This is a genomic window from Shewanella sp. 3_MG-2023, assembly GCF_030548765.1.
Lineage (GTDB): Bacteria > Pseudomonadota > Gammaproteobacteria > Enterobacterales > Shewanellaceae > Shewanella.
Window position 1 is genome coordinate 13,196 of sequence record NZ_JAUOSH010000027.1, and the last position, 24,331, is coordinate 37,526.

24 protein-coding genes are annotated in these 24,331 nt (G+C 42.5%); 4 read left to right on the plus strand and 20 right to left on the minus strand.

The annotated features are described in order from the left end of the window. Window positions 1-146: 146 nt before the first annotated feature. The 5 genes from parE to nudF all read right to left on the minus strand — a co-directional run bounded on the left by parE (window position 147) and on the right by nudF (window position 4,753). Entirely contained in the window at window positions 147-2,033 is a 1,887-nt protein-coding gene (gene parE / locus Q4591_RS15000) for a DNA topoisomerase IV subunit B (protein ID WP_102439947.1), read from the minus strand. Window positions 2,034-2,089: 56 nt separating this feature from the next. Then, window positions 2,090-2,665 carry a YqiA/YcfP family alpha/beta fold hydrolase gene (locus tag Q4591_RS15005; protein WP_102439948.1) on the minus strand — a complete coding sequence of 192 codons (576 nt, stop codon included), beginning with the start codon at window positions 2,663-2,665 and terminating at the stop codon, window positions 2,090-2,092. A 75-nt stretch (window positions 2,666-2,740) separates the two neighbouring features. Further along, window positions 2,741-3,580: a 3',5'-cyclic-AMP phosphodiesterase gene (cpdA, locus tag Q4591_RS15010; protein WP_076539079.1), complete on the minus strand. Its 840-nt coding sequence runs from the start codon at window positions 3,578-3,580 to the stop codon at window positions 2,741-2,743. A gap of 39 nt (window positions 3,581-3,619) precedes the next feature. Then, the gene (locus tag Q4591_RS15015) at window positions 3,620-4,054 is read right to left on the minus strand and encodes a DUF1249 domain-containing protein (protein WP_102439950.1); all 435 of its coding nucleotides are present in this window, start codon (window positions 4,052-4,054) and stop codon (window positions 3,620-3,622) included. Window positions 4,055-4,132: 78 nt separating this feature from the next. After that, on the minus strand, window positions 4,133-4,753 hold the full coding sequence (nudF, locus tag Q4591_RS15020; protein WP_102520513.1) for an ADP-ribose diphosphatase: 621 nt from the start codon (window positions 4,751-4,753) through the stop codon (window positions 4,133-4,135). Between the two features lie 452 nt (window positions 4,754-5,205). Here nudF and tolC point away from each other — a divergent pair, with 452 nt between their 5' ends. Beyond that, complete coding sequence (tolC, locus tag Q4591_RS15025; RefSeq protein ID WP_102439952.1) at window positions 5,206-6,513, plus strand: outer membrane channel protein TolC; 1,308 nt, start codon at window positions 5,206-5,208, stop codon at window positions 6,511-6,513. Window positions 6,514-6,616: 103 nt separating this feature from the next. Here tolC and Q4591_RS15030 read toward each other — a convergent pair whose 3' ends face one another. The 3 genes from Q4591_RS15030 to Q4591_RS15040 are packed head-to-tail and all read right to left on the minus strand — an operon-like array spanning window position 6,617 to window position 8,841. Further along, on the minus strand, window positions 6,617-7,369 hold the full coding sequence (locus Q4591_RS15030; RefSeq protein WP_102475900.1) for a TIGR04219 family outer membrane beta-barrel protein: 753 nt from the start codon (window positions 7,367-7,369) through the stop codon (window positions 6,617-6,619). A gap of 2 nt (window positions 7,370-7,371) precedes the next feature. Further along, window positions 7,372-8,343, minus strand: a complete 972-nt coding sequence (locus Q4591_RS15035) for a DUF2333 family protein (protein ID WP_102439954.1) — start codon at window positions 8,341-8,343, stop codon at window positions 7,372-7,374. Between the two features lie 12 nt (window positions 8,344-8,355). Continuing rightward, the gene (locus tag Q4591_RS15040) at window positions 8,356-8,841 is read right to left on the minus strand and encodes a copper chaperone PCu(A)C (RefSeq protein ID WP_102439955.1); all 486 of its coding nucleotides are present in this window, start codon (window positions 8,839-8,841) and stop codon (window positions 8,356-8,358) included. A 35-nt stretch (window positions 8,842-8,876) separates the two neighbouring features. On the opposite strand from Q4591_RS15040, the gene Q4591_RS15045 reads away from it, so the two are divergent. Beyond that, a complete protein-coding gene (locus tag Q4591_RS15045; protein WP_102439956.1) occupies window positions 8,877-9,614 on the plus strand; it encodes an enoyl-CoA hydratase in 738 nt (245 codons plus the stop codon). A 122-nt stretch (window positions 9,615-9,736) separates the two neighbouring features. Here Q4591_RS15045 and Q4591_RS15050 read toward each other — a convergent pair whose 3' ends face one another. The 6 genes from Q4591_RS15050 to dnaB all read right to left on the minus strand — a co-directional run bounded on the left by Q4591_RS15050 (window position 9,737) and on the right by dnaB (window position 15,953). Beyond that, window positions 9,737-9,943, minus strand: a complete 207-nt coding sequence (locus Q4591_RS15050; protein WP_102439957.1) for a PspC domain-containing protein — start codon at window positions 9,941-9,943, stop codon at window positions 9,737-9,739. A 179-nt stretch (window positions 9,944-10,122) separates the two neighbouring features. After that, a complete protein-coding gene (locus Q4591_RS15055; RefSeq protein WP_133126612.1) occupies window positions 10,123-10,458 on the minus strand; it encodes a hypothetical protein in 336 nt (111 codons plus the stop codon). Between the two features lie 258 nt (window positions 10,459-10,716). After that, complete coding sequence (gene dusA, locus Q4591_RS15060; RefSeq protein WP_303461739.1) at window positions 10,717-11,742, minus strand: tRNA dihydrouridine(20/20a) synthase DusA; 1,026 nt, start codon at window positions 11,740-11,742, stop codon at window positions 10,717-10,719. A gap of 127 nt (window positions 11,743-11,869) precedes the next feature. Then, window positions 11,870-13,219 carry a hypothetical protein gene (locus Q4591_RS15065; RefSeq protein ID WP_303461741.1) on the minus strand — a complete coding sequence of 450 codons (1,350 nt, stop codon included), beginning with the start codon at window positions 13,217-13,219 and terminating at the stop codon, window positions 11,870-11,872. Window positions 13,220-13,324: 105 nt separating this feature from the next. Further along, entirely contained in the window at window positions 13,325-14,416 is a 1,092-nt protein-coding gene (alr, locus tag Q4591_RS15070) for an alanine racemase (RefSeq protein WP_102440117.1), read from the minus strand. Window positions 14,417-14,543: 127 nt separating this feature from the next. Then, entirely contained in the window at window positions 14,544-15,953 is a 1,410-nt protein-coding gene (dnaB, locus tag Q4591_RS15075; RefSeq protein WP_076539121.1) for a replicative DNA helicase, read from the minus strand. A gap of 153 nt (window positions 15,954-16,106) precedes the next feature. Between dnaB and Q4591_RS15080 the strand changes: the two genes are divergently transcribed. Continuing rightward, the gene (locus Q4591_RS15080; RefSeq protein WP_303461743.1) at window positions 16,107-18,305 is read left to right on the plus strand and encodes a S46 family peptidase; all 2,199 of its coding nucleotides are present in this window, start codon (window positions 16,107-16,109) and stop codon (window positions 18,303-18,305) included. Window positions 18,306-18,450: 145 nt separating this feature from the next. On the opposite strand, the gene rplI is transcribed toward Q4591_RS15080, so the two are convergent. From rplI to rpsF, 4 genes are read right to left on the minus strand one after another with little or no spacing between them, the layout of a single operon-like run. Next, window positions 18,451-18,903, minus strand: coding sequence for a 50S ribosomal protein L9 (gene rplI, locus Q4591_RS15085; protein WP_076539126.1), 453 nt, complete (start codon window positions 18,901-18,903; stop codon window positions 18,451-18,453). A 30-nt stretch (window positions 18,904-18,933) separates the two neighbouring features. Then, on the minus strand, window positions 18,934-19,161 hold the full coding sequence (rpsR, locus tag Q4591_RS15090; RefSeq protein ID WP_055023454.1) for a 30S ribosomal protein S18: 228 nt from the start codon (window positions 19,159-19,161) through the stop codon (window positions 18,934-18,936). A 12-nt stretch (window positions 19,162-19,173) separates the two neighbouring features. Beyond that, complete coding sequence (gene priB / locus Q4591_RS15095; RefSeq protein WP_076539129.1) at window positions 19,174-19,476, minus strand: primosomal replication protein N; 303 nt, start codon at window positions 19,474-19,476, stop codon at window positions 19,174-19,176. 7 nt (window positions 19,477-19,483) lie between these two features. Then, complete coding sequence (gene rpsF, locus Q4591_RS15100; protein ID WP_076539132.1) at window positions 19,484-19,888, minus strand: 30S ribosomal protein S6; 405 nt, start codon at window positions 19,886-19,888, stop codon at window positions 19,484-19,486. A 365-nt stretch (window positions 19,889-20,253) separates the two neighbouring features. Here rpsF and Q4591_RS15105 point away from each other — a divergent pair, with 365 nt between their 5' ends. After that, a complete protein-coding gene (locus Q4591_RS15105) occupies window positions 20,254-20,997 on the plus strand; it encodes a YdiY family protein (RefSeq protein ID WP_198590856.1) in 744 nt (247 codons plus the stop codon). Window positions 20,998-21,101: 104 nt separating this feature from the next. Here the strand turns inward: Q4591_RS15105 and rlmB are convergent, their stop codons facing one another. Both rlmB and rnr read right to left on the minus strand, forming a co-directional pair. Then, window positions 21,102-21,845 carry a 23S rRNA (guanosine(2251)-2'-O)-methyltransferase RlmB gene (gene rlmB / locus Q4591_RS15110; RefSeq protein ID WP_102440114.1) on the minus strand — a complete coding sequence of 248 codons (744 nt, stop codon included), beginning with the start codon at window positions 21,843-21,845 and terminating at the stop codon, window positions 21,102-21,104. Between the two features lie 4 nt (window positions 21,846-21,849). Next, the gene (rnr, locus tag Q4591_RS15115) at window positions 21,850-24,324 is read right to left on the minus strand and encodes a ribonuclease R (RefSeq protein ID WP_102475896.1); all 2,475 of its coding nucleotides are present in this window, start codon (window positions 24,322-24,324) and stop codon (window positions 21,850-21,852) included. Window positions 24,325-24,331 lie beyond the last annotated feature (7 nt).

A 24,331-nucleotide genomic window follows, 5' to 3' on the forward strand; every position in this document is an offset into this window, starting at 1 on the left:
ACGCCTTTAACGCTGTCTTCGCTTGCTTAAAGTCCATTTTAAATTTTATGTTCGACATCTTAGTAATTTTTGCCTTCATTGTTGTTATAAGCAATTGCTATCAGCAATCGTTATGGGCAATTGTTATGGGCATAAAACTGAGTAAATTACAGCTGAGCTAGATCACCTTTAGACTCTAACCAGATTTTACGATCTGGCGAGCGCTTTTTCGCAAGTAACATATCCATGAGTGCGACTGTGTCTTCATTATCATCAATGGTTAATTGCACCAAACGGCGGGTATTAGGATCCATTGTGGTTTCTCGCAGTTGCAATGGGTTCATCTCACCTAGACCTTTGAAACGAGTGACTTGCACTTTGCCTTTTTTCTTTTCTGCCACAATTCGGTCTAATATACCGTTTTTTTCATCTTCATCTAAAGCATAAAAAACTTCTTTGCCTAAATCGATACGAAACAGCGGTGGCATTGCAATATACACATGGCCTTTCTCGACCAACACACGATAATGCTTCATAAATAAAGCACATAATAGGGTCGCAATATGCAGACCGTCGGAGTCGGCATCAGCAAGAATACAAATTTTGCCGTAGCGTAACTCTGAAATATCAGCACTGTCTGGATCGCAGCCTATAGCGACTGAGATATCATGTACTTCTTGCGAGGCTAATACCTGTGACGCGTCCACTTCCCAGGTATTTAAAATCTTACCTCTAAGGGGCATAATCGCTTGAAACTCACGATCGCGCGCCTGTTTAGCACTACCACCCGCAGAGTCACCCTCCACTAGAAATAGCTCACCGCGCATTGGGTCTTGGCCACTACAATCAGTTAATTTACCCGGTAAAGCCGGCCCTGAAGTAACTTTTTTACGGGCTACTTTTTTAGCCGCTTTTAAGCGTTTTTGAGCATTGTTAATACAAAGTTCAGCTAATTGTTCAGCTTGCTCGGTATTAGAGTTAAGCCATAGCGAGAAAGCATCACGAACAATACCAGAAACAAAGGCAGAGCTTTGACGGCTTGAAAGCTTCTCTTTAGTTTGACCGGAAAATTGTGGGTCCTGCATTTTGATAGATAAAATAAATGAGGCTTTATCCCAAATATCTTCAGGTGAGAGCTTAATGCCTCGAGGCACCAGATTACGAAACTCGCAGAACTCGCGCATCGACTCCAATAAGCCTTGTCTGAAACCATTAACGTGAGTCCCGCCAAGTGGCGTAGGGATCAAGTTAACGTAACTTTCATACAAACTATCTCCACCTTCAGGTAGCCAAGTAATGGCCCACTCTGCCGCGTCCATTTTACCGGTAAAACTACCAATGAATGGCTCTTCAGGTAACAAGACCGAATCTTTTACCGCTTCTTTTAAGTAATCAGTTAAGCCACTTTCGTAAAACCACTCATGTACTTCACCGTTTTGCTTATTGCTAAACTTAATCCGTAAACCAGGGCAAAGCACAGCTTTAGCCCGCAATAAATAAAGTAGCTTAGTAAGCGAGAAGTTACCTGAGTCAAAATAACTGGCATCTGGCCAAAAATGAACTCGGGTACCGGTATTACGACGACCACAGGTGCCGGTAACACGTAAGTCTTCGACCTTGTCACCATTTTCAAATGCCATATCATACACTTGAGCATCACGACGAACGGTAATTTCAACCCGAGTCGATAAGGCATTCACCACCGAAATACCTACCCCGTGCAAACCACCAGAGAATTGGTAATTTTTATTCGAGAACTTACCACCGGCGTGCAATTTAGTGAGGATCAATTCAACCCCAGGAATACCTTCTTCAGGGTGAATATCCACAGGCATACCACGGCCATCATCAGTCACTTCCAATGAATTATCGGCGTGCAATACTACTTCAATTTTTGAGGCGTGACCGGCGAGCGCTTCATCGACACTGTTGTCGATAACTTCTTGACCTAAATGATTCGGCCTGGTGGTGTCGGTGTACATACCAGGACGGCGTTTAACAGGGTCGAGTCCATTAAGAACCTCGATAGCGTCAGAAGTATATTGATTGCTCATAGTCCACACATTTGGTCAATTATTGGCCCAATATTACAGGCCGAAAAGAATACTTGTTATTTAATTTGTAAAAAATCACATATCTTATCTAGCTGATTTTTGTAGCCAATAAAACTGTGGTCACCGTTGGCCTCTAAATGAAGCTGACAACAATGATATTTCGATAATGCTTGACGATAATCTAACACTTCATCGCCAGTTTGCAAAAAAACTAAAAATCTATCTGGGCGACGAATGACTTCAGTATTATATTCAGCAACATCAAGTTTATGTTGCGGTAATACTTGGTAATGTTCATCGGTATAGGGGTTATATTGCGGCCCTAAAAACCCATCAAACAATTCAAAGGGTTTTACTGCAGGGTTTATCAACACTGCTTTACCGCCATATTGTTCAGCTAAATAGCTAGCAAAGTACCCACCTAAAGACGATCCAATGTAGGTTAACGGTTCACCTTCGGCTTTCGCTTGTTCCACAATACCACATAACAAGGTCATCGCCGCTTTAGGTGATGAAGGAAGTTGAGGTTGGTGAAAAGGGTAATCCGGAAAACGTTGTTTTATATAGTCAGCCGTTTCCTTGGCTTTATCTGAAAGAGGTGAACTATTAAATCCATGTATATAGAGCAGCATATTTCCTCTCGCTAAGGTGATATTGAAATTCCAACAGCAGAATGAATATCAAGTTAACCAATAACGAAAAAACGTCTAATAACCGCTCGCATCATTATCTGGAGAGAAGTTTTCGCCAGGCACCCGATAAACATTAGTATGAATGCTACCATTGCTAGCTAGCTCCAGCAAACGATAGCCGGGTTGAAGTCCATCTAGGGCAAAATAAGAAGATTTTGGCTTAAATTGTATACAAGTTGACGGGGTCGCCATTAAGTGAATAGCACCATTGGCGCCTTGATATTCACTATCAATAGCTTGATGCACATGGCCCCATAGCGCGGCTTTCACTTGAGGGTATTCCCCCATGCGCTGTAAAAAGTTATCGCCATTAATCATGCAATGCTGATCAAGCCAGCTGCACTGCACTAAAATCGGATTATGGTGCATAACCAGTAACACGTGTTTCTCAGGATCAGCTTTGATAGCAGCATCAATCAATTTAAATTGATCTTCAGCCATAAAGCCACCCGGTTTACCACGCACTGTTGAGTCCAACATCAATATTTGCCAGTTACCAATGATAATGCGCTGCTGACCAAACAATTGTTTGCCCTGCATATGCAAGCTCATCAAGCGTGGGTCATCATGATTACCCGGTAAATAATGACAAGGCATATCGAGTTTTGTAACTGCATTTGAAAAATGCTGGTATGACTGAGGAGAGTAGTCTTGGCTGATATCGCCAGAGGCCAACATGATGTCAGCTTGCTGATCTGATGCTAAAAAAGTGTCTAGTACCGCCTGAAAACTGGCAGCCGTATTCACCCCTAAAAGCTGCGCTTCTGGATCGGCAAATAGATGAGGATCAGTGACTTGAATCAGCCTGACGACATCCGTTTCAGCGATGGGGTAACTCACTGGCTCTTTTAGCACTAATTAATCCTAGACATAAATTAATTCAATGTAGCAGAACTATGTCGAACATAGATGCTGGGGACGGCATCCAATCTTAAGTAGCTCTTCCAAAAATGCATTAACTTGATATTTCTCATCCGTTTGATGCATATGTACATTTGGATAATCATACACTGCTTTTAATCGATAAATCTGTTGACTAGTTAACACTTCTGCTAATTGAGCATCATGATAGACTCGCACACATGCTTTAGGTGTGGTAAGGAAATCTCCCAAAGGAAAATGCCGCTTTATTTCAATTAGTTGTGTATATTTAGTATTTTCAATAATCGTGATATCTAATAGCCCAAATTGGCCTTTAACAGTCCAAGGCTCATTAATTTCACCATCTTCAGGTAACCATTTCAAAATCAGCGCATAATTACGGCCGCACAATGCTAAAAAAGCACTCACGTTTGGCTGGTACTTATTTTTGGTTACTTGCTGACTCAATTCAAACCTCTTTAATTAGCTTTACATTACGCTTAAATATTGATGATAAGCCGCTTAGCCAGTGTGCTGATTGAACGGCTATGAGGTCACTTTATCTAAGTTTAATGCCAACCATTGTAGACCAATCACGGTAGAGGCATTATCAATACGGCCATTGTTGACCATATCCATGGCGACATCAAAATCGACCACATGCACTTTTATATCTTCATGCTCATATTCAAGGCCGTGTATGCCTTGGGCTTTACTGGCATCAACTTTAGCCCAGTAAAAATAAAATCGTTCAGATGAACCACCTGGTGTCGCCAGAAAGCTATTAACGAAATGCATTTCAGTGGCACTAAGCCCTGTCTCTTCCATTAACTCTCGATGGGCAACCTCTTCGGCCACCTCGTCAGTGGCGATCATACCTGCAACCAATTCAAGTAGCCAAACAGAATTGGTGGTCCCTATTGCAGGTAAGCGTATTTGCTCGATAAGGACGACTTGATGAGTGACTGGATCATAGGGCAGTACCACAACCGCATTACCCCTTTCAAATACTTCACGAGAGACAACCTCACTCCAACCACCGTCAAAAAGTTTATGCTTAAATTGATATTCATCCACTTGAAAAAAGCCTTTAAAAACGGTTTTAGTATCAATGATTTCAACATCTGTTTCAGCGTTAAACTGTGCAAGTATTTCATTATTTTTCATATTTTTTTCTTACAATTTGTAAGCCCTTTAAAATATTTCATACACTATTATACGGTGGTTATATTTAAGCAGGGGATTTTAATAAAGTCTGTTACAACTTGAAAGTTGATATTTGCCTTAGAAATGATAACCTTTTTCACGATATACAGCAGAGTCTGTTGATCTTTCATGGTTATTTTTGCAACAACAGCTAAAATCTATCTAGGTAATTGAGCAATAAATGTAACATTGGCATTTTTCATACCAATTAATGCATTATCCGTAGCAATAAATGCTACTGAAACACTGTAAAATTTAAGCTAGAAAGATGAACAGATCCTCGCTGCATAGCGACAACTCAGGATTTTAAGCAAGTGCGATAGTACTAAATGATGCTTACTTAATAATGAGTACCGTAAACACCAAAATTATTTTTCCTCCATTGATGGAGATATTGTCTAAAAGGGCAGCAAATGAAATTTAAAATTAGTTCAATATACGCAGCGCTAACATTAGCAGTTGCTGCACCTGCGGCAAATGCTGACGATTTACTGCAAATTTATCAACAAGCACTTACCAGTGACACCGTAGTACTGCAAGCACAAGCTCAGCGCGATGCATTATACGAAAGCATTGAAGAAAACCGTGCGCCTTTACTGCCGACTATTAGTGCCAACGTGGGTTACTCAAAGGCATGGAATAAAGAAGATGGTCAGGACACCAACAAGCCAGATGGCTTTACTGGTGGTATCAGCTTAAACCAAGTTATTTATGATCACAGCGCTTGGGTCGGTTTAGATTTAGCTGAAATGGCAGCATCACAAGCTGACTCAGCTTATGCATCAACGTTACAATCATTAATTATCCGTGTAACTGATGCATACTTTGCTGTATTAACCGCAAAAGATAACTTTGAGTTCCAAGGTGCTGAAAAACGTGCGATTGAGCGTCAATTGGAGCAAACTAAGCAACGTTTTGCAGTAGGTCTTACCGCGATTACCGACGTTCATGAAGCTCAAGCGCAATATGATTTAGCCTCAGCCACTGAGATTTTGGCCGAAAATACCTTAGCAAACAGTTACGAAGCATTACGTGAAATCACAGGTATAGATCACAAGTCAATTAACATTCTAGATACGACCCGCTTTTCTGCTGGCGCAACCTCGCCAACAACCTCAGCTGAATGGTTAAAAATTGCAGAAACCAACAGTATTGATTTAATGACCCAACGTATTGGCCGTGATATTGCCAGTGAAACCATTAGCCTTTTTAAAGCTGGCCATATGCCATCATTAAACTTGGGCGCTGGTTACACTAAAGGCTTTGATCAAAACCCAGGTCTTGATTACGACAATGCCAACATTGGCATTACCTTAAGCGTACCGATTTTTGAAGGCTTTAAAGTTTCGTCACAAGTAAAGCAAGCTCAATATCAATATGTTGAAGCCAGTGAACTGCTTGAGCAAACTCACCGTAGTGTGGTTAAAAATGTACGCAATAACTTTAACAATGTCGGCGCGTCAATCAGCTCTATCCGCGCTTACGAGCAATCTGTTATATCTTCTGAAAGTGCTTTAAAAGCCACTCAAGCAGGTTTTGAAGTGGGCACGCGTACCATTGTTGATGTATTAAACCGTACTCGTGATTTATACGATTCAAAGCGTCAACTGTCTGATGCTCGTTACGGCTATATCACTTCAATCCTTGCTCTTAAACAAGCAGCCGGTACTTTAAACGAAGACGATATCATCTCAATTAACAATGGCCTTATTTCAGAATAACCTTTGTTACTGAGTAAGCCCTATTGCTGATGCCTTATTCAGGCAACAAAAAAACCGCCAAATGGCGGTTTTTTATTGGGCATTTATAACGCTTATTCAGTCTTTAGAATGTCAGTTCAACACCGGCAAAGGCACCTTTAAACGACATATTCTGAGTTGTGCGAGAAAAATCATCAACATCAAATTTGAACTCGCGGTAACCCACTCGGATTGCCGTGTCTAAAGCAACACCATCAAATTTCCAACCTAAACCAGCGTTGTAGTCATAAACATTTGACTCATCAATGCCTAGCATAACGTCAGCAAATGCATATAAACCCAGCCCTGGCACACCGACTTCAGCACTACCGTAAAGCATAACAATACCGCTATCAACATCGACTTCTGAAGAAATTGCAGAACCAGCATCGGTAGTGCCATTAATTCTTATTGAACCATGCATTTGCTTGTAGGCAGCACCTAAATCTAAAGCTACTAAATCATTGTCTAGAATTTCGTAATAAAGTACGAAATCCGTATTACTTAGATCATTATAAGCAGTAGAAGCGCCATCGATAGAAATATCGTTAAAGAAAAAGTTTGAATCAGTTTGCTTGCCTTTACCTTCTAAACGATTTTCACGAATTTTAACGTTAGGCACTAACGGAATTGGGTGCTCAAAAGCAATCCATACACTGCCCTGTGCATCAGAGTCATAGTTATAAGTTTGCCCTACACCATCGTCACTATTGAATGAGCCGCTGGTGTCAGCTTGCCAATAATCACCACCGACTTTAAAACCAAGCACAGTTGCAGCTTGCGCTGAAGAGATGCTTAATAAACCCAATAAACTGGTGGCAAGAAGTGTCTTTTTCATCATTATCCCTGAGAGAGTAAGTTAGTTAAATCGATTACCGCAGCATTCGCGCGGGAAATATAGTTAGCCATGACTAATGAATGGTTGGCGACTAAACCAAAACCATCTCCGTTCAGCACCATTGGGCTCCAAACAGTTTGCTGAGTGGCTTCAAGTTCACGAATAATTTGTCGTAAACTCACCTCAGCATTTTTCTTTTCCAGTACATCTGCAAAATCAACTTCAATTGCCTTCATGAAATTAAGCAAAGCCCAAGCACTGCCTCGGCTTTCATAAAGCACATCATCAATTTTCCACCAGCTGGTTTTAATTTCTGAACTGGCGAGCGATGGCGTTGATTGCCTTGCAGTAGAATCACCGGCTAAATCAGTATTTAAACGCTCTTGACCAACACTGGCAGACAGCCGTTGTGAGATACTGCCTAAACGTTTTTGCACTTCTTTAAGCCATTCATTGAGGTTGTCTGCGCGAGCGTAAAACTGGGCATTACTGTTTTCGGTATCACTGATTTTAGCGCGGTAAAGTTTCAGTAATTTTATCGCTTCACGGTACTCGCCTTCAGCGCTAGGCACCAACCAACTGGTATGCTCAATATTAAGTTTTGAATGCGCAGCCAGTAAATCGCTATCTGCTGTCGATTGAGATTGTGAGCGACTAAACTCTTTACGCATAATCAGCGCTAAATCGCGAGACTGCTCTAATGCACCAAACTCAAATGCTGGCATATTATCCATCATCACTGATGGCGGCATAATATCGTTGGAAAGCCAGCCACCTGGTTTGTCCAATAAGCTTTCGAGAGTGTCTATCAGTGAAGAAGTTGTCGCGTAGCCAATAACGTGCTCGCCACGTTCATTTTGTAGCGTTTCGGGCTCTAGGATGTCTGGCTCAATGCTCCACCAAACCGCAATGACATAGCCGATTAATAGAATAATCCCTATGACACTAAAAATTTTTTTCCTTGTGATTTGCATCAATACAACTCCTTAATGATGATGGTGATGATGGCTTTCTTGCTGATCAGTACTCGCCTTTTTATCAACCATTAATTCAATATTTAACTGCTGACCATCAGCAAAAGTTAATGTTAATGGTACTTTATCACCGACGGTTAACGGCTTAACCAGTGACAACAGCATGATGTGATCACCCGATGGTTGCAATGTTAAGCTGCCATGTGATTCTATATCAAACCCTTCAACTTGGCGCATTTTCACAATGCCATTTTCTTCAATTAGGGTATGTAATTGGGCTTCTTTTGCCACTGGTGTAGTCACAGAGACTAATGTAGCAGTGTTATCTGAATGGTTCATTAAAGTAAGATAAGCTGCGGTGTTGGGCACACTGGCAGGCATGGCTCTAACATGGCCTTCTGAAAGCATAATGCCCGCAGTGGCCGAAATAGAAAATGTGGTTAAAACTAAAAAACTAAACAGCTGTTTGAATATCGCTTTCAATGTCTTAAACTCCATGTACACCCTAGTCGCTTCCCGAAGGAAAACAGCCTATGAGTCAGATTCAGATAAAGGATGATCAAGGCGTACGTATTATCAGTTTCAATCGTCCTGAAAAACGAAATGCCTTTAATCTTAAAATGTACCAACAGCTTACAGAATACCTGATCCAAGGTGAGCACGACAATGCAATTCGCGCCTTTATGTTACGAGGCGAAGGCAATTGTTTCACATCGGGTAATGATATTAGCGATTTCCTCAACAGCGGCGAGTTAAATGAAACCCATCCCACAGTGCAATTTTTGCATTGTATCCTTGAGATAAAAAAGCCATTGATAGCCGCAGTATCTGGCGCAGCTGTGGGCATTGGTACCACTTTATTACTGCATTGCGATTTGGTTTATGCCGATAACAGCGCTACATTTCAGCTACCTTTTGTCAATCTCGCCTTGGTACCAGAAGCAGCATCAAGCTTGTTACTTCCGCTCATTGTCGGGCAGCAAAAAGCGGCTGAACTTATCTTATTAGGTGAAAGCTTTACTGCCAGCACCGCAAAAGAATTAAATATTATCAACCAAGTGGTTGAGCAATCACAATTAGATGATTTTGTATTATCACAAGCAAAGAAATTAGCAGCTCAGCCACCGTTGGCGCTGCAGGCATCTAAACAGTTATTAAGGCATAACCAAGCTGAAGTGAAACAACAAATGCTTAAAGAGTTAGTGTTGTTTAGTGAAAGACTAAAAAGTGATGAGGCCAAAGCTCGGTTCCAAGCTTTTTTAACGAAGTAGTCTCTGGTTTAAGCATTGATATCATTTACGCTGGGATAAGCCAGTAAAATAGTCATTTAACACTGAAGTATGAATGATAATGCTGAACTAATCTTGAACGACAGCAGCGTTCATACTTCAGTTTAATATCTGGATTTTTTCTGGGTCATGATAATGGCAGTCACAAAGTAACCAATGAGTCCGATGCTAGGGCTCATTAAAATTGCCACTAGGGTTAACACTCGGGTCCACAATACTGACCAGCCAAATTGTTTTGCTAATCCGTGTGATGCGCCACATATCAAACTGTCATCGGTTGTTAACCATTTTTCTAAGTCTGTTAAGTTCATTTTTGTTCTCCTGCGATCTCCATTGAAGCCAGTTCAGCAGACATTGCCTTGACGCTATTAAATTGGTACCACTGCAACCCACATATCATTATCGAGCATGCGATAAAGCTAAAAACAGGAAGCAGTAGTAAAGAAGTTAATGGATCAGCTAAATGAAATATCATCATTAAATCCATAAATCAGTCCTCATTGCTTGCTAAAGCAGTGTCTGATTGTGTTGCTATTACATCGTCAGTCATTTCAAGCGAGCTGTTTAACTCAAAAACTTGTTCAGCAATTTGGCTATGTAAGCTCAAGCTAATTTCTTGTCTCGCAGTTTGTAGCATTTCAGTGGTTGCATCAGTCAAACGAGCTTCTAATACCTCTACCATGTCAGCACTATTAAGTTCATTTGCTTGAGCACCAATACTTGCGGTGGCGATAACAGCAATTAATGCCAGTTTCTTAAACATGCGATTGCTTGTTGTAGATGATGAACTAACCACTGAATTTTCATTTGATATTGAGTTAAACATGATGTTTTCCTTTCCTAATGTTGGGTACACCATGGTTATTACAAGCTACGTGCCAAGTTTTAAAAAACAATATAAACGACTGATTAATAGTAGTTATATTAACTTTAAACAAAAACAGGCTCACAACAGCCACTGAACAATAATCAAACAATTAGTCATTTTCACCATCCTGATAGTGAATTTAGCTAATACTTAATTAGCTAAGCTACAGGCATAAAAAAAGCGCCTCAATGAGACGCTATTTTTAACGAAAAAGACTTAATCATTACTCATGTTATTAGGGTAGAAAGTCACATCAGTAGGCGGCCTACTTTGATGCATTTTCTCAACCGCATCCCAAATAACCTCAACACCCGCACCCGGCTTATGAGCGTTTTCACTAAGATATCTACGCCAGCCCCTTGAGCCAGGTAGGCCTTGAAATAAGCCAATCATGTGACGAGTGATGTGGTTTAAACGCCCGCCTGACTGTATATGCTGCTCAATGTAGGGCACCATTTGTTCAATCACTTGCTCACGAGTTAACACAGCTTTGTCGTCACCGTAAATACGTTGATCCACTTCAGCTAATATATAAGGGTTTTGGTACGCTTCACGGCCGATCATCACCCCATCTAATTGCTGTAAATGCACCAATGAATCTTCAATGGTTTTAACGCCGCCATTAATACTGATATTTAAATCAGCATAATCCCGCTTTAATTGATACACCCGCTCATAGTTAAGCTCTGGAATTTCACGATTTTCTTTTGGGCTTAACCCTTGTAACCACGCTTTTCTGGCATGGACAATAAAAGTATCGCAACCAATAGCTTTAACCGTATCAACAAATTCGGTGAGAAATTCATAACTGTCTTGCTCATCGATACCAATACGGGTTTTAACCGTCACAGGGATATCAGCAACTTGCTTCATGGCATCAACACATTCTGCAACTAACTTAGGCTCAGCCATCAAACAAGCGCCAAACCGTCCGCTTTGGACTCTATCTGATGGACAACCCACATTTAAATTGATTTCATCATAACCGCGCTCAAAAGCCAGTTTGGCACAGGTGGCTAAATCTTTAGGGTTAGACCCACCAAGCTGCAAAGCAAGCGGATGCTCTTCTTGGTTATAAGCTAAGTAATCAGCCTGACCATGAATGATCGCCCCTGTCGTCACCATTTCGGTATAAAGCACAGTATGTGCAGACATCAGGCGCGCAAAGTAACGGTAATGCCTATCGGTCCAATCAAGCATGGGAGCGATTGAAAGTGAGCGGTTGAGTGTTGTTAGAGCCAAAATGGTACCTTATCGAAGAAAATCAACGATTAATAAAATATGATGCTTACTAAAAAACGAACTAGTGATTATATCATTAACAAACGGCTAATTAATATCAGCAGCCACTAATTTCATCACCAAGAAACTAAAATGCTTGATTAACCATAACCCAAAACTGACTTTCATCACCGCCAGTAACAAAGTCGGTTCTTATCACTATACCTTCAACTTCAAAACGTATGCCTGCGCCGTAGTTAGTTTTCATATCATCATGCAGTTCAGTTAAAGTAAATTCATCAGCCACATTGCCAGCTTCGGCAAATAATACCCACTGCCACCAAGGAATGTTATATAGATTAAACACCGGCAGTGATTGTAGTGGCTGCCATTGAGGTGTGACTCGATACTCTAGGGCATAATTGACTGCGCTGCGGCCAGTAAACTGCTTTGAAGAGTAACCGCGCAAACGATCAAAGCCACCTAATGACACCCCAGCAAAACTAGGAGGCTGCTGAAATTGCTGTTGTTTATAATCTTGCTCCCAACTTGGGGTATCCGCTAAGTAGAAATTAATCCCGAGCACTTGTTGCTCAAACCAACTGTTACTCCCAAAAGACATAAATGCGCTTTGTTCAAATTCCCACATCAACCAGCTTGGATCATCATCGACACTAAAGCCTTTGGTGATGGTTAGATTTGTTTGACCACCCTCGGTGCTATTTAGTTTGGCATCGCGGTTATCCCAATTAAAAGCAAGCTCAACACCACGGGCTTCGTCGGCTAAATAGGCTAATGCTTCAAGCTCTCGATACTTGCTAAACGGGGTTAAGCTGATAGAGCTAACACCTGACTCTAATGGGTTCCAGCTAATTGGTGTGGTGTTTTTCCCAAGCGCGTTTGCAGCGCCATGCTTACCTCTGGCGATGGGTAATACATATTCCATGGTCAGTTTGCTAAAGCCTTCATCCCCGACACTAATGACTCGACTGATGTCATTGGCTTTTGGCTCGTATAGGTCACTATTGGGCAAGTAATATATCCCTTGCTCGTAATGACCACGAAACAATTCGGCACTAAATAACCATTGATCAAGCTCTGGCAATTGATAATGATAAAAACCTGCATAACTTAGCCAACTGTCATTGGCAGAGTATAAGCCAATGCCTAATGCTACGGCTTGCGGTTGACCGGCATGCTTAAGGACACCTGCTGCGCCGAATGTGGTGCTCAAGGTCTCAGTTGAAAAGACAATTGGCACAGCGACAAATTCTGGAGACAGTGCTTTTTCAGAGGGCGTTACCGCAGACGGCTTTTCAGCAGTATTTTGTTGCTGTGACTGTGGGTTTATCTCAGAAATAAGCTCAGTCTCTACAACCACTTCTGTATCAGGGCGATGACTCGTTGTGGTTTTACTGGCAGTCACATACTCTGGATCATTTGAAATTACGGAGTGAATAGCTTCAGACTGGGCGACACTGTCGATACTAAAAAACACGCAATAAATCATAACGACTGATTTATACAACTGCACTTAATACTTCCTATCTATGACTAATTTAAGATTCAAGCTCTAGGCTATAAACCATTAATTAAATTGAGATTAATCTTGTAAATCAACCACGACTCTTGGGGTGAGTTTAGTTACTAACTCATAAGCAATGGTGCCAATGTGCTCTGCCACTTCTTCTACAGCGAGCCCTTTACCCCACAGCTGCACTGAATCCCCGACCTTATCAGTTGCATCAAGCCCCAAATCAACGGTCAGCATGTCCATAGAGACTCGACCAACAATGGGCACTCTGCGGCCATTAAGCAACACGGGGGTACCTTCAGGGGCATTGCGCGGATAACCATCGCCATAACCTATGGCAACCACGCCTAGACGAGTATCTTGTTTTGCAGTCCAATAAGCGCCATAGCCAACACTTTGTCCGGCTTTATGCTCACGTACCGCAATAAGGTTTGACACTAACTCCATTGCGGGAACTAGCCCATGATGAACACCTTTATCACCCAGTACAGGCGATACCCCATAGAGTGCGATACCTGGTCTTATCCAGTCACACTGGCTTTGAGGCCAAAATAACGTAGCGGCAGAATTAGCTAACGTTCGATCGCCAGGTAAATCGTTAATCAACTGCTGAAAAGCATCAATTTGCACTTGGGTTAAGGGGTTATCAGGCTCATCGGCACAAGCAAAATGGGTCATTAAATGAATAGGTTTGGCAACTTGTGGGCAAGCCATTAAGCGTTGATAAACAGCCTTGAATTGTTCAATACCAAAGCCTAAACGATGCATGCCTGTATCAATTTTAAGCCAGACGGTAATGGGCGCAGTAAGTGTCGATTGCTCTAACATCACCAATTGCGACTCATGATGCACCACGGTATCAATTTTATGCTCAACTAATGTGGGTAAGTCAGATTGACGAAAACAACCTTCAAGCAACAGTAGCTTAGCGTTAACACCGCCTTGGCGTAATTCAAGCGCCTCTTCAAGTCGCGCCAGTCCAAATCCATCGGCGCAGTCAATACAGTCAGCGACAGACTCGGCCACGTTGAGCAAGCCATGCCCATAACCATTGGCTTTAACCACAGCCATGACTTTACTGTTGGGCGCAATTTCACGCAGCCTTGCAAGGTTAGCCTGCAAAGCTTTACGACTAATTTCAGCACGGGGAAATGGTTTCAAATAACTAACCTTACTGATTGCTTCATTCAAATAATTGAGCAACACAAGACTAAAAAATGAGCCTCTGCGTTAAAACAGAGGCTTTTCGGTACGACTAACGCAAAGACTAAATACCTATCTGATGAGATTAATCTTCATCAAAGACTTGTGCGCCAGAATAATTATCAAAACGCGAGAACTGGCCTTGGAACGCCAGCGGCACGCGGCCAATCGGGCCGTTACGTTGTTTACCAATAATGATTTCAGCGACACCTTTTTGTTCTGAATCATCGTTATACACTTCATCACGATAAATAAACATGATCAAATCCGCATCTTGCTCAATTGAACCTGATTCACGTAAGTCAGAGTTAACTGGGCGCTTATCAGCACGTTGCTCCAACGAGCGGTTAAGCTGTGATAACGCAATGACCGGGATCTCTAGTTCTTTGGCTAAGGATTTAAGTGAGCGCGAGATTTCTGCAATTTCTAAGGTACGGTTATCTTTTAATGAAGGCACCTGCATTAACTGCAAGTAATCAATCATGATCATTGATAAACCGCCATACTCACGCGCAATACGACGGGCACGACTTCGCACTTCTGTCGGCGTTAAGCCTGAACCGTCATCGATATACATTTTGCCTTGCTCAAGCATAATCCCCATGGTTGAAGAAACACGCGCCCAATCTTCATCATCTAACTGACCGGTACGAATTTTAGTTTGATCAACCCGGCCAAGTGATGCCAGCATACGCATCATAATTTGTTCTGATGGCATCTCTAAACTGAAAATAAGCACAGGTTTATCTTCATTCATGGCTGCTTGTTCACACAAGTTCATCGCAAAGGTGGTTTTACCCATTGAAGGACGTGCCGCCACAATAACAAGGTCACCCGATTGGAAGCCGGCGGTCATTTTATCAAGATCGGTAAAACCACTTGATACACCGGTCACACCGTTATGGGGGTTATTGTATAACTGCTCAATTTTGTCGACGGTTTTTTCAAGGATCGATTTAATCCCTTCAGGGCCTTCGTTGGCATTAGCACGCGACTCAGCAATTTTAAAAACTTTAGTTTCCGCTAAATCCAGTAAATCACTGGAGTTACGACCCTCAGGGTTATAGCCTGCATCAGCAATTTCATGGGCAACACCAATCATGTCACGTACAACAGCTCGTTCACGTACAATATCGGCATAAGATAAAATATTACCCGCACTCGGGGTGTTTTTGGCAATTTCACCTAAGTAAGCAAAGCCGCCAGCGTCTTCAAGTTGATCTTCAACTTCCAGGCGCTCTGATACGGTGATCAAATCAATCGGGTGACTGCTTTCAACCAAACGGCTCATCGCAGCGTAAATCATCCGATGGGAGCGAGAATAAAAATCTTCGGGCACAAGCGCTTCAGCCACTCTATCCCAGGCCTCAGCATCAAGCATCAACCCACCAAGAACCGATTGCTCAGCTTCAATTGAATGCGGCGGTAATTTCAGCGCATCAACTTGAGCATCTTTGAACCTTTCTCTGGCTTTAAAAGGACCTTTCTGTGACATTAAAACTCCCAATTCCCAACCTGTTTGTAAATATGGTATAACACCGAGGTCATGCAAACATGTAGTACAATGATATCGCGTAACATTTATCCCAACACGGATAAACAATCAGAATAAATAACAACAATAAATAATAAAAAATAAGGAAAGAACATGCGTTATGCACTCGTTGCAGCCCTTGTGCTGTCTTCTGGATTTGCCTATGCCGATGAAGGTCAGTGGCAACCCTATCAAATGCCTTCTATTGCAGATAAATTAGCACAACGCGGCATCGATATTCCTGCTAAACAGCTTGCAGATTTAACCCAGTATCCAATGAATGCGGTTGTGGGTCTGGGCTATTGTACCGCCAGTTTTGTCTCTCCCCAAGGCTTAGTTGTGACCAATCACCATTGTGCCTATCGAGCCATCCAATATAACAGCAAAACTGAACATAATTACTTAGCAGACGGCTTTCTAGCTAATACTAAAAAAGAGGAGCCATCAGCAGGCCCTAATGAGCGATTATACATCACTGAGAAGGTAACGGATGTCACTTCTCAAGTGAATGCGAATTTAAGTCGCGATCCTCTTAGCCGTTATGAAGATATCCAATCAAACCGTAAAGCATTAATCAAAGACTGCGAAACCGACGAAAACTACCGTTGTTCAGTCAGCAGCTTTCATAATGGACTTGAGTATTACTTAATTAAACAACTCATTATTCGTGATGTCAGACTAGTATACGCACCACCTGAAAGCGTAGGGGCTTTTGGCGGCGATATTGATAACTATGAATACCCACGCCACTCGGGCGATTTTACCTTCTTACGTGCCTATGTGGGCAAAGACGGTCAGCCGGCAAGTTATGCCGAAGACAATGTGCCTTATCAGCCAAAAAGTTATCTTAAAATAAATGCTGATGGCGTTAAAGCCGGAGATGGCGTGTTTGCCGCAGGCTATCCGGGAGCGACCAGTCGTTACCGCCTAACCAGCGAGTTAGAGTTTGCCAGTGATTGGATGTATCCAACCTACGCTAAGCGCTATCAACTGCAAATCGACACCATTAATCAAATGGCTGCCGACAATAACGCCATTGCGATTAAATACGCCGGTAACCTTGCCTCCATGGCAAACAGAATGAAAAAACTGAACGGGTTACTCGATGGTTTTAAAGCCACAGATATTGTCGGTATCAAACAATCACGTGAAGATAACTTCTTAGCTTGGCTTAAAAAAGACGCCAATGCTAACCATCAATTGATTGGTGAATTAGAAGCATTACTAGCTGAGCAAAATAACCTCATTCAAACTGACTATTATTTTAATAATGCCCAATCAAGTGCAATACTTGCCGCAGCTAAAAAGCTCTATCGTTTAGCCAAAGAAAAACAACTGCCCGATGCAGAGCGTGAGCAAGGGTTTCAGCAGCGTGATATGAAAATGTTTGCCGCTAACTTAAAACGCCTTGATAGAAGTTTTGATGCCAGTGTCGATAAAACCTTGTGGCTACAAGACTTGAACGCTTACATGGGGCAAAATCAGCGCGTTGAAATTCTTGATAACGCACTGAATAAGATCTCTGATGCTGAGGCATTATCAGCAAAATTAGATGCCTATTACGCCTTAACCACTTTAATGGATAAAGAGCAGCGTTTAGCTTGGATGGACAAAGACGCCCAAGCCTTTGAAACCAGCTCAGATCCGTTTATTCGCTTAGCGGTAGCGCTGCACGACACCAACATGGCACAGGAAAAAGCCGAAAACACTTTAAAAGGTAAGTTATCAACCGCTCGCCCTGAATACATGAAAGCCATCATCAGCTATTACAAAGCCAATGACTGGCCTGTGTATCCAGATGCCAATCGCACCTTACGGATCACCTACGGCATGGTCGATGGTTATCAGTCTGCAGATGCACTCTATAAGCAGCCTTTTACCCGTCTCGAAGGCATAGTGGCTAAACATACTGGCGAAGATCCATATAACGCGCCACAAAAGCTATTAACGGCAATTAAAGCCAATGATAACGGTGAGCACTCTGTCGCATCGGTTTATCAAGATCCACGCTCATGGGTTTGTCGTTTATTCTCTTGTTTAGATACGCCAGAAGAATTTAACTCAGTGCCGGTTAACTTCTTATCCAGTGTTGACACTACAGGTGGTAACTCAGGTTCACCGGTATTTAACGGTAAAGGTGAGTTAGTAGGTTTGAACTTTGATTCAACTTACGAGGCGATTACTAAAGATTGGTTCTTTAACCCAACGATAACCCGTGCAGTACACGTAGACTTTCGTTACATCCTATGGATGATGGATAAAGTTGATCACGCCCAAAACTTGATTGATGAGTTAGAGCTAGTAAGAAATTAGAGTATCACGCCCCAACTTGTGCAAACGAGCTTGGGGTGACCCTGACCACTCTCATTACAGGTAAAGCTGAAGCCTTAAAAGCCTAAAAATAAGACATAAAAAAACACCGCCAATTGGCGGTGTTTTTATTTAAATCAATGAGCTATTAATCTTCTGCAACAACAGAGATTTTAACTACTGATTTAACTTCAGTGTGAAGTTGAACTTCAACTTCAAAGTCACCTAGGTTGCGTAAAGCACCTAAAGGTAGACGTACTTCAGCTTTAGCTAGCTCAACGCCTGCTGCAGTAACTGCATCAGCGATGTCGCGGTTGCCCACTGAACCGAATAATTTACCTTCGTCACCAGCTTTAGAAGCGATAACAACTGACTCTAATGCAGCAAGCTTTTCAGCGCGAGCAGTACAAACACTTAATTCAGCAGCTAATTTAGCTTCTAATTCAGCGCGACGTGCTTCGAAAACTTTAACGTTTTCGTCATTAGCGATAACAGCTTTGCCTTGTGGCAAAAGGAAGTTACGAGCATAACCAGCTTTAACAGCAACTTGGTCACCTAAGTTGCCTAGGTTAGCGATTTTATCAAGCAGAATAACGTTCATTATCTAATTCCTCTGATTTAAATACTGCGATTACTGATGTAAATCAGTGTAAGGCAGTAGAGAAAGATAACGAGCACGCTTAATCGCGCGAGCTAGTTGGCGTTGATATTTAGCACTAGTACCAGTAATACGGCTAGGAACAATCTTACCGCTTTCAGTTACGTAGTTTTTTAAAGTAACGATATCTTTGTAATCAATTTCTGCAACACCTTCAGAGGTGAAACGACAGAACTTGCGACGACGGAAATAACGTGCCATGTTGACAGTCTCCTAAGTTTTCAATTCGACATTTTCGGCATGCAAAACCAATTTATTTTGGCCATTTCGCCCTTGTTGTAAAGAGATAAACCCTTCAACTTGGACCTGCACACCTGCTTTTAATTCTTCTGTTACGCTGTTAAAGCGCTTACCACTTAATATGACTTGGATCAGACAATAAACATTTCTCAACATTTGATCGTCATACCGCTGTGTTTTGTGTTCTAGCGTAATCACCTTATGGGGAATGCCGCTGGGACTATCAAAACGCTTTGAACGAGTTATCGTTCCGGTCAACACTAAGTGATTAATCACAGACTAATTATTCAGCAGTTTCTTCAGCGCTTGCTTCAACTTCTTTTTCAGCAGCTGGTGCAGCAGTAGGAGCACGACGTGAATCACGCTCATCTTTTGCTTTAGCCATTGGAGAAGCTTCAGTAACAGCAGTTTTAGTGCGCATTACCATGTTACGCAGAACAGCGTCATTGAAACGGAAAGCTGTTTCTAACTCTTCGATAGACTCTGCAGTTGCTTCTACGTTCATAAGAACATAGTGAGCTTTATGTAGGTCTTGAATTGGGTAAGCCAATTGACGACGACCCCAATCTTCTAAACGGCTGATAGTACCGTTAGCATCAGTGATTACACTGCTGTAACGCTCGATCATACCTGGGACTTGTTCACTTTGATCTGGGTGAACCATAAATACGATTTCATAATGACGCATTTATTGCTCCTTACGGTTAATTAGCCTCACGTGTGGCTCAGTCAGACCAAGTTGGAGGCAAGGAACGGAATTAAATGACTGATTTAAGCGCGGGATGATACATAAAGCCCGCACAAAACTCAAGCAATACTTGTGTGGTGCATGCTTTATTACCTTTAACTGATTAACTCACTCAAGCAGGCGTTGACAGCAATGACGGTAAATAATGAAAATACCCAGCAAAAAACAATAACCAGCGTGAAATTTAATTTGATATTGAATACACAGATGAAGCCATTGAGCGCTTTGCAGCCACTGCGAATACAGGTATTATGGCGCTTCATCCGTATTTCAGGCGTTCCTAATAACTATATAGAAACAACGTAATGAAAAAAGTCTGTATCTTTATGTCTTCTCTTCTCACAACGTCTTCAGCGTGGGCACTTGTTCCCCCAGACTATAAAGAGCCTCCCAGTGACTTTAAGGCTGAAATTGAAGCCGGTATGCAACTCAATACTGGTAATAACCAATCGCAAAACTTCAACGGCCGCACCTACTTAAATTACGATACTGAAAAAGCCCGTCAGGAATTTACCTTTAAGGTGTATTACGCCGCAGATAAAGACTCTACCACGGCTGAAAAGTATGATGTATTTGCCCAGTCGAGTTATAAGCTAGAAAGCGGCTATATTTTTGGCCGCGGTGAATTTACCTGGGATGATTTTGGTAGTTATACCAAACTGTCGACGGTTTCTACCGGTTATGGTTTTGATTTACTCTCAAACTATACCCAGAGCCTGAGCATAGAAGTCGGCCCCGGTTACCGTTATGACTTACCCAAAGCAACAGATACAGACTTAAACCCTGCAGCCAACCAAGACATCATTTTGCGTACCGCCGCCAAGTACAATGTGAAACTGCAAGAATATACCAGCCTCAATGCCGATTTGACCTCTGAAGTGGGTGAAGATAACAATACCTTGACCTTAGACGTCAGTTACAGAAATACCTTTTTACAGGACTGGGCCTTTAAACTCGGGGTGAACGTGAGATACACAGCGGTAGTTCCTGAAGACAGTGTAAAAACCGATACCATCACCACATTTAACTTGCTATATACTTTCCAATAAATTGCAACGCCGTTACAGCGGCCTGTAATGAGCCTTTTCAACATTCCAGATACAAAAAACGGGCCTTAAGGCCCGTTCCACTATCTGCTGATCAGCTCAGTAAATTACTTCACTAAACGTTGACGCACAGCTTCAAACAAACAAATACCGGTTGCCACTGATACATTCAAGCTTGAGACACTTCCCGCCATCGGGATTGACACTATTGAATCACAGCTTTCACGGGTTAAACGGCGTAAACCTTTATCTTCTGCGCCCATCGCAATGGCTAAAGGCCCTTTTAAGTCTGCTTGGTATAACTCACAATCCGCTTCACCGGCGGCACCAATAATCCACACCCCTTTTTGCTGAATATGACGCATAGTACGGGCAAGGTTGGTAACTTGGAATAATGGAATCGTTTCAGCCGCGCCGCAAGCAACCTTGCTCACGATTGACGTCAGTCCCACCGAGTTATCTTTTGGTACGATAATCCCTTGTACACCGGCAGCATCGGCATTACGTAAACAAGCACCTAGATTATGTGGGTCAGTGACACCATCAAGAATTAACAAAAATGGTAGGTCTGTCTTTTCTAATAAAGCATCTAAGTCCGCTTCAGCCAAGATTTTAGCAGCTTTAACTCGTGCAACAATACCCTGATGCTGAGTGCTCGATGCTTTGTCATCTAGTACTTTACGACCTGAACTTTGTACAGACACACCAAACTCTGTCGCTTTTTTGATTAATGGTAATAAACGCTCGTCATCACGACCTTGTAATACCCAAACTTCAATGACGCGTTCAGGTGAGTTGCTTAGCAAAGCTTCTACTGCGTGAATGCCAAAAATGATATCTTGTTTTTTCATTTACTTATTTTCTCTTGCGCTTTGCTTTAGTCGATGGTTTTTTAGCAGCCGGTGATGTTACACCAGCCGCTGAACTATTTGCAGCTTTAGCTGCAGGCTTGCGCTTTTTTCCGCCTTTAGTGGCAGATTTTTTCGCTTTGCCCGCTGTGCTTTTACCCGCTTTGCCAGAACGCCCCTTTGCTGGCGACTCTGCAGCTGGCTCACCTTTTGCTGATGCGCCCATTTTAGCGCCTTCAAGATTGGCTCTTTCTCTGGCTGTTAATGGCTTCTTATTGGCTTTCTTACGGCTCTTACCGTGATCACCAATCATGATCAGATCGATTTGACGATCATCTAAGTTAACCGCGGCAACTTTGACATTGACCTCGTCACCCACTTGATAAACCTTGCGGGTGTTTTCGCCAATCAAACGCTGACGCATTGGGTCAAACTGATAATAATCGCTGACTAAGCTTGAGATATGCACTAAGCCATCGATATACAAATCCTTTAAACGTACAAACAAACCAAAATTGGTCACTGAAGCAATGACAGCTTCAAATTCATCACCAACATGATCTTGCATGTATTCACATTTGAGCCAGTCGCTGACATCACGTGTGGCTTCATCTGCACGGCGCTCAGTAGTTGAACACTCTTCGCCCAGTTTATCTAGCTCTTCAAGTAGATAATGGTAGCCACCTTCTGGGGTCCACTTCTGCTTCATCTCACCTTGCTCTGCCGCTAACAAATAACGGATAACGCGATGTAAGACTAAGTCAGGGTAACGACGAATAGGCGAGGTAAAGTGTGAATACTCTTCTAATGCCAAGCCAAAGTGACCGTCATTATCAGGGGTGTATATCGCTTGTCTCATTGAGCGCAGTAACATTACCTGGATCAATTCAGCATCCGGTCTATCTGCAATTTTCAGCATTAAGTCCTGATAATCTGACGGCGTAGGTTCAGTGCCGCCATTCATTGATAAACCGCGTTCTGCCAGAAACTCTTTGAAGTTTGCCAACTTGGTTTCTGAAGGTGACTCATGCACACGGTATAACACTTCACCTTTATGCTTTTTGACGAACTTAGCTGAAGCGACGTTGGCTAAAATCATACATTCTTCAATGATTTTATGTGCCTGATTACGGCTACGGGGCACAATTGCTTCAATTTTACGTTGCTCGTTAAACACAAACTGGGTTTCAACGGTTTCAAACGCAATCGCCCCACGTTCTGCGCGGCGCTCATTTAAGGTTAAATATAACGACTGTAAACACTGAAGATGCGGGAACAAAGCTTCATGCTCAGGGGCAATCTTGCCACCTTCTAGCATGGCTGCCACTTGCGTGTAAGTAAAACGCGCATGTGAGTGCATCACTGCCGGATAAAACTTATAACCCGATAGTTTACCCGCAGCTGAAATGGTCATCTCAGCCACCATACAAAGGCGATCAACATGGGGATTTAGTGAACACAAACCATTAGAGATTTTCTCTGGTAGCATCGGGATAACTTGCGATGGAAAATACACTGAGTTACCACGGGATCTCGCTTCATCATCTAATGCCGAGTCTGTACGCACATAGTGACTTACATCAGCAATAGCGACCCATAAACGCCAGCCACCGCTAGGCTTAGTTTCGGCATAAACAGCATCGTCAAAATCGCGGGCATCTTCGCCATCAATGGTCACTAAGGGTAAATGTCTTAAATCGACGCGACCTTGTTTATCTGACTCTGGGACTTCATCCGGAATGCGCTTAAGTTTTTTCTCAATAACAGCTGACCATTTGTGAGGCAAATCGTAATTGCGCAGAGCAATTTCAATTTCCATACCTGGCGCCATTGTTTTACCGAGCACTTCGGTCACTTTGGCTGCCGCTTTAACAAATCGTCCAGGACGACGGGTTAATTCAAGCACAACAACGTCGCCAGCTCTGGCGCCATTAGCGTCTTCTTTGGCAATCAAGATTTCTTGGGTAATTCGTCTGTCATCGGCAATCACAAATGCCATGCCAGCATCAACATGATAACGGCCGACTAATGGCGCGCTGCGCTGCTGCACTAAACGAACGATACGCGCTTCACGTCGTCCACGGCGATCGGAACCTGCTTTTTGCGCCAACACTTTATCACCGTGAAAATACATCTGCATATCACGATTATTAATAAAGAGATCGTCACCGCCTTCATCAGATTTAAAAAATCCGAAACCATCACGATGGCCGATAATCGTACCGGTAAGCAGATCCATTTTTTCAGGAAGACCATAACTATGGCCACGGGTATAAACCAGTTGCCCATCACGCTCCATGGCGCGCAGTCGTCTTCTTAACGCTTCTAAGTGGTCTTCATCAACCATTTTTAGCGCGGCGGCGATATGTTCTCTGGTGACAGGTGACTTTTGCTCACGCAAATACTCTAGTATGTATTCACGGCTTGGGATTGGGTTTTCGTACTTGTCTTGCTCTCTCTCAAAATGAGGATCGATGATCATTCAATTT

Bases quoted from the DNA above. Each gene is read 5' to 3' on its own strand.
- tolC (WP_102439952.1), top strand. From the start codon at position 5,206: ATGAAATTTAAAATTAGTTCAATATACGCAGCGCTAACATTAGCAGTT.
- nudF (WP_102520513.1), bottom strand. From the start codon at position 4,753: ATGAAAAATAATGAAATACTTGCACAGTTTAACGCTGAAACAGATGTT.
- Q4591_RS15105 (WP_198590856.1), top strand. From the start codon at position 20,254: ATGAAAAAAGTCTGTATCTTTATGTCTTCTCTTCTCACAACGTCTTCA.
- rpsR (WP_055023454.1), bottom strand. From the start codon at position 19,161: ATGGCACGTTATTTCCGTCGTCGCAAGTTCTGTCGTTTCACCTCTGAA.
- Q4591_RS15080 (WP_303461743.1), top strand. From the start codon at position 16,107: ATGCGTTATGCACTCGTTGCAGCCCTTGTGCTGTCTTCTGGATTTGCC.
- Q4591_RS15045 (WP_102439956.1), top strand. From the start codon at position 8,877: ATGAGTCAGATTCAGATAAAGGATGATCAAGGCGTACGTATTATCAGT.
- rnr (WP_102475896.1), bottom strand. From the start codon at position 24,324: ATGATCATCGATCCTCATTTTGAGAGAGAGCAAGACAAGTACGAAAAC.
- Q4591_RS15005 (WP_102439948.1), bottom strand. From the start codon at position 2,665: ATGCTGCTCTATATACATGGATTTAATAGTTCACCTCTTTCAGATAAA.
- rpsF (WP_076539132.1), bottom strand. From the start codon at position 19,888: ATGCGTCATTATGAAATCGTATTTATGGTTCACCCAGATCAAAGTGAA.
- Q4591_RS15035 (WP_102439954.1), bottom strand. From the start codon at position 8,343: ATGCAAATCACAAGGAAAAAAATTTTTAGTGTCATAGGGATTATTCTA.
- rlmB (WP_102440114.1), bottom strand. From the start codon at position 21,845: ATGAAAAAACAAGATATCATTTTTGGCATTCACGCAGTAGAAGCTTTG.
- Q4591_RS15055 (WP_133126612.1), bottom strand. From the start codon at position 10,458: ATGTTTAACTCAATATCAAATGAAAATTCAGTGGTTAGTTCATCATCT.
- dnaB (WP_076539121.1), bottom strand. From the start codon at position 15,953: ATGTCACAGAAAGGTCCTTTTAAAGCCAGAGAAAGGTTCAAAGATGCT.
- parE (WP_102439947.1), bottom strand. From the start codon at position 2,033: ATGAGCAATCAATATACTTCTGACGCTATCGAGGTTCTTAATGGACTC.
- Q4591_RS15050 (WP_102439957.1), bottom strand. From the start codon at position 9,943: ATGAACTTAACAGACTTAGAAAAATGGTTAACAACCGATGACAGTTTG.
- rplI (WP_076539126.1), bottom strand. From the start codon at position 18,903: ATGAACGTTATTCTGCTTGATAAAATCGCTAACCTAGGCAACTTAGGT.
- Q4591_RS15030 (WP_102475900.1), bottom strand. From the start codon at position 7,369: ATGAAAAAGACACTTCTTGCCACCAGTTTATTGGGTTTATTAAGCATC.
- Q4591_RS15040 (WP_102439955.1), bottom strand. From the start codon at position 8,841: ATGGAGTTTAAGACATTGAAAGCGATATTCAAACAGCTGTTTAGTTTT.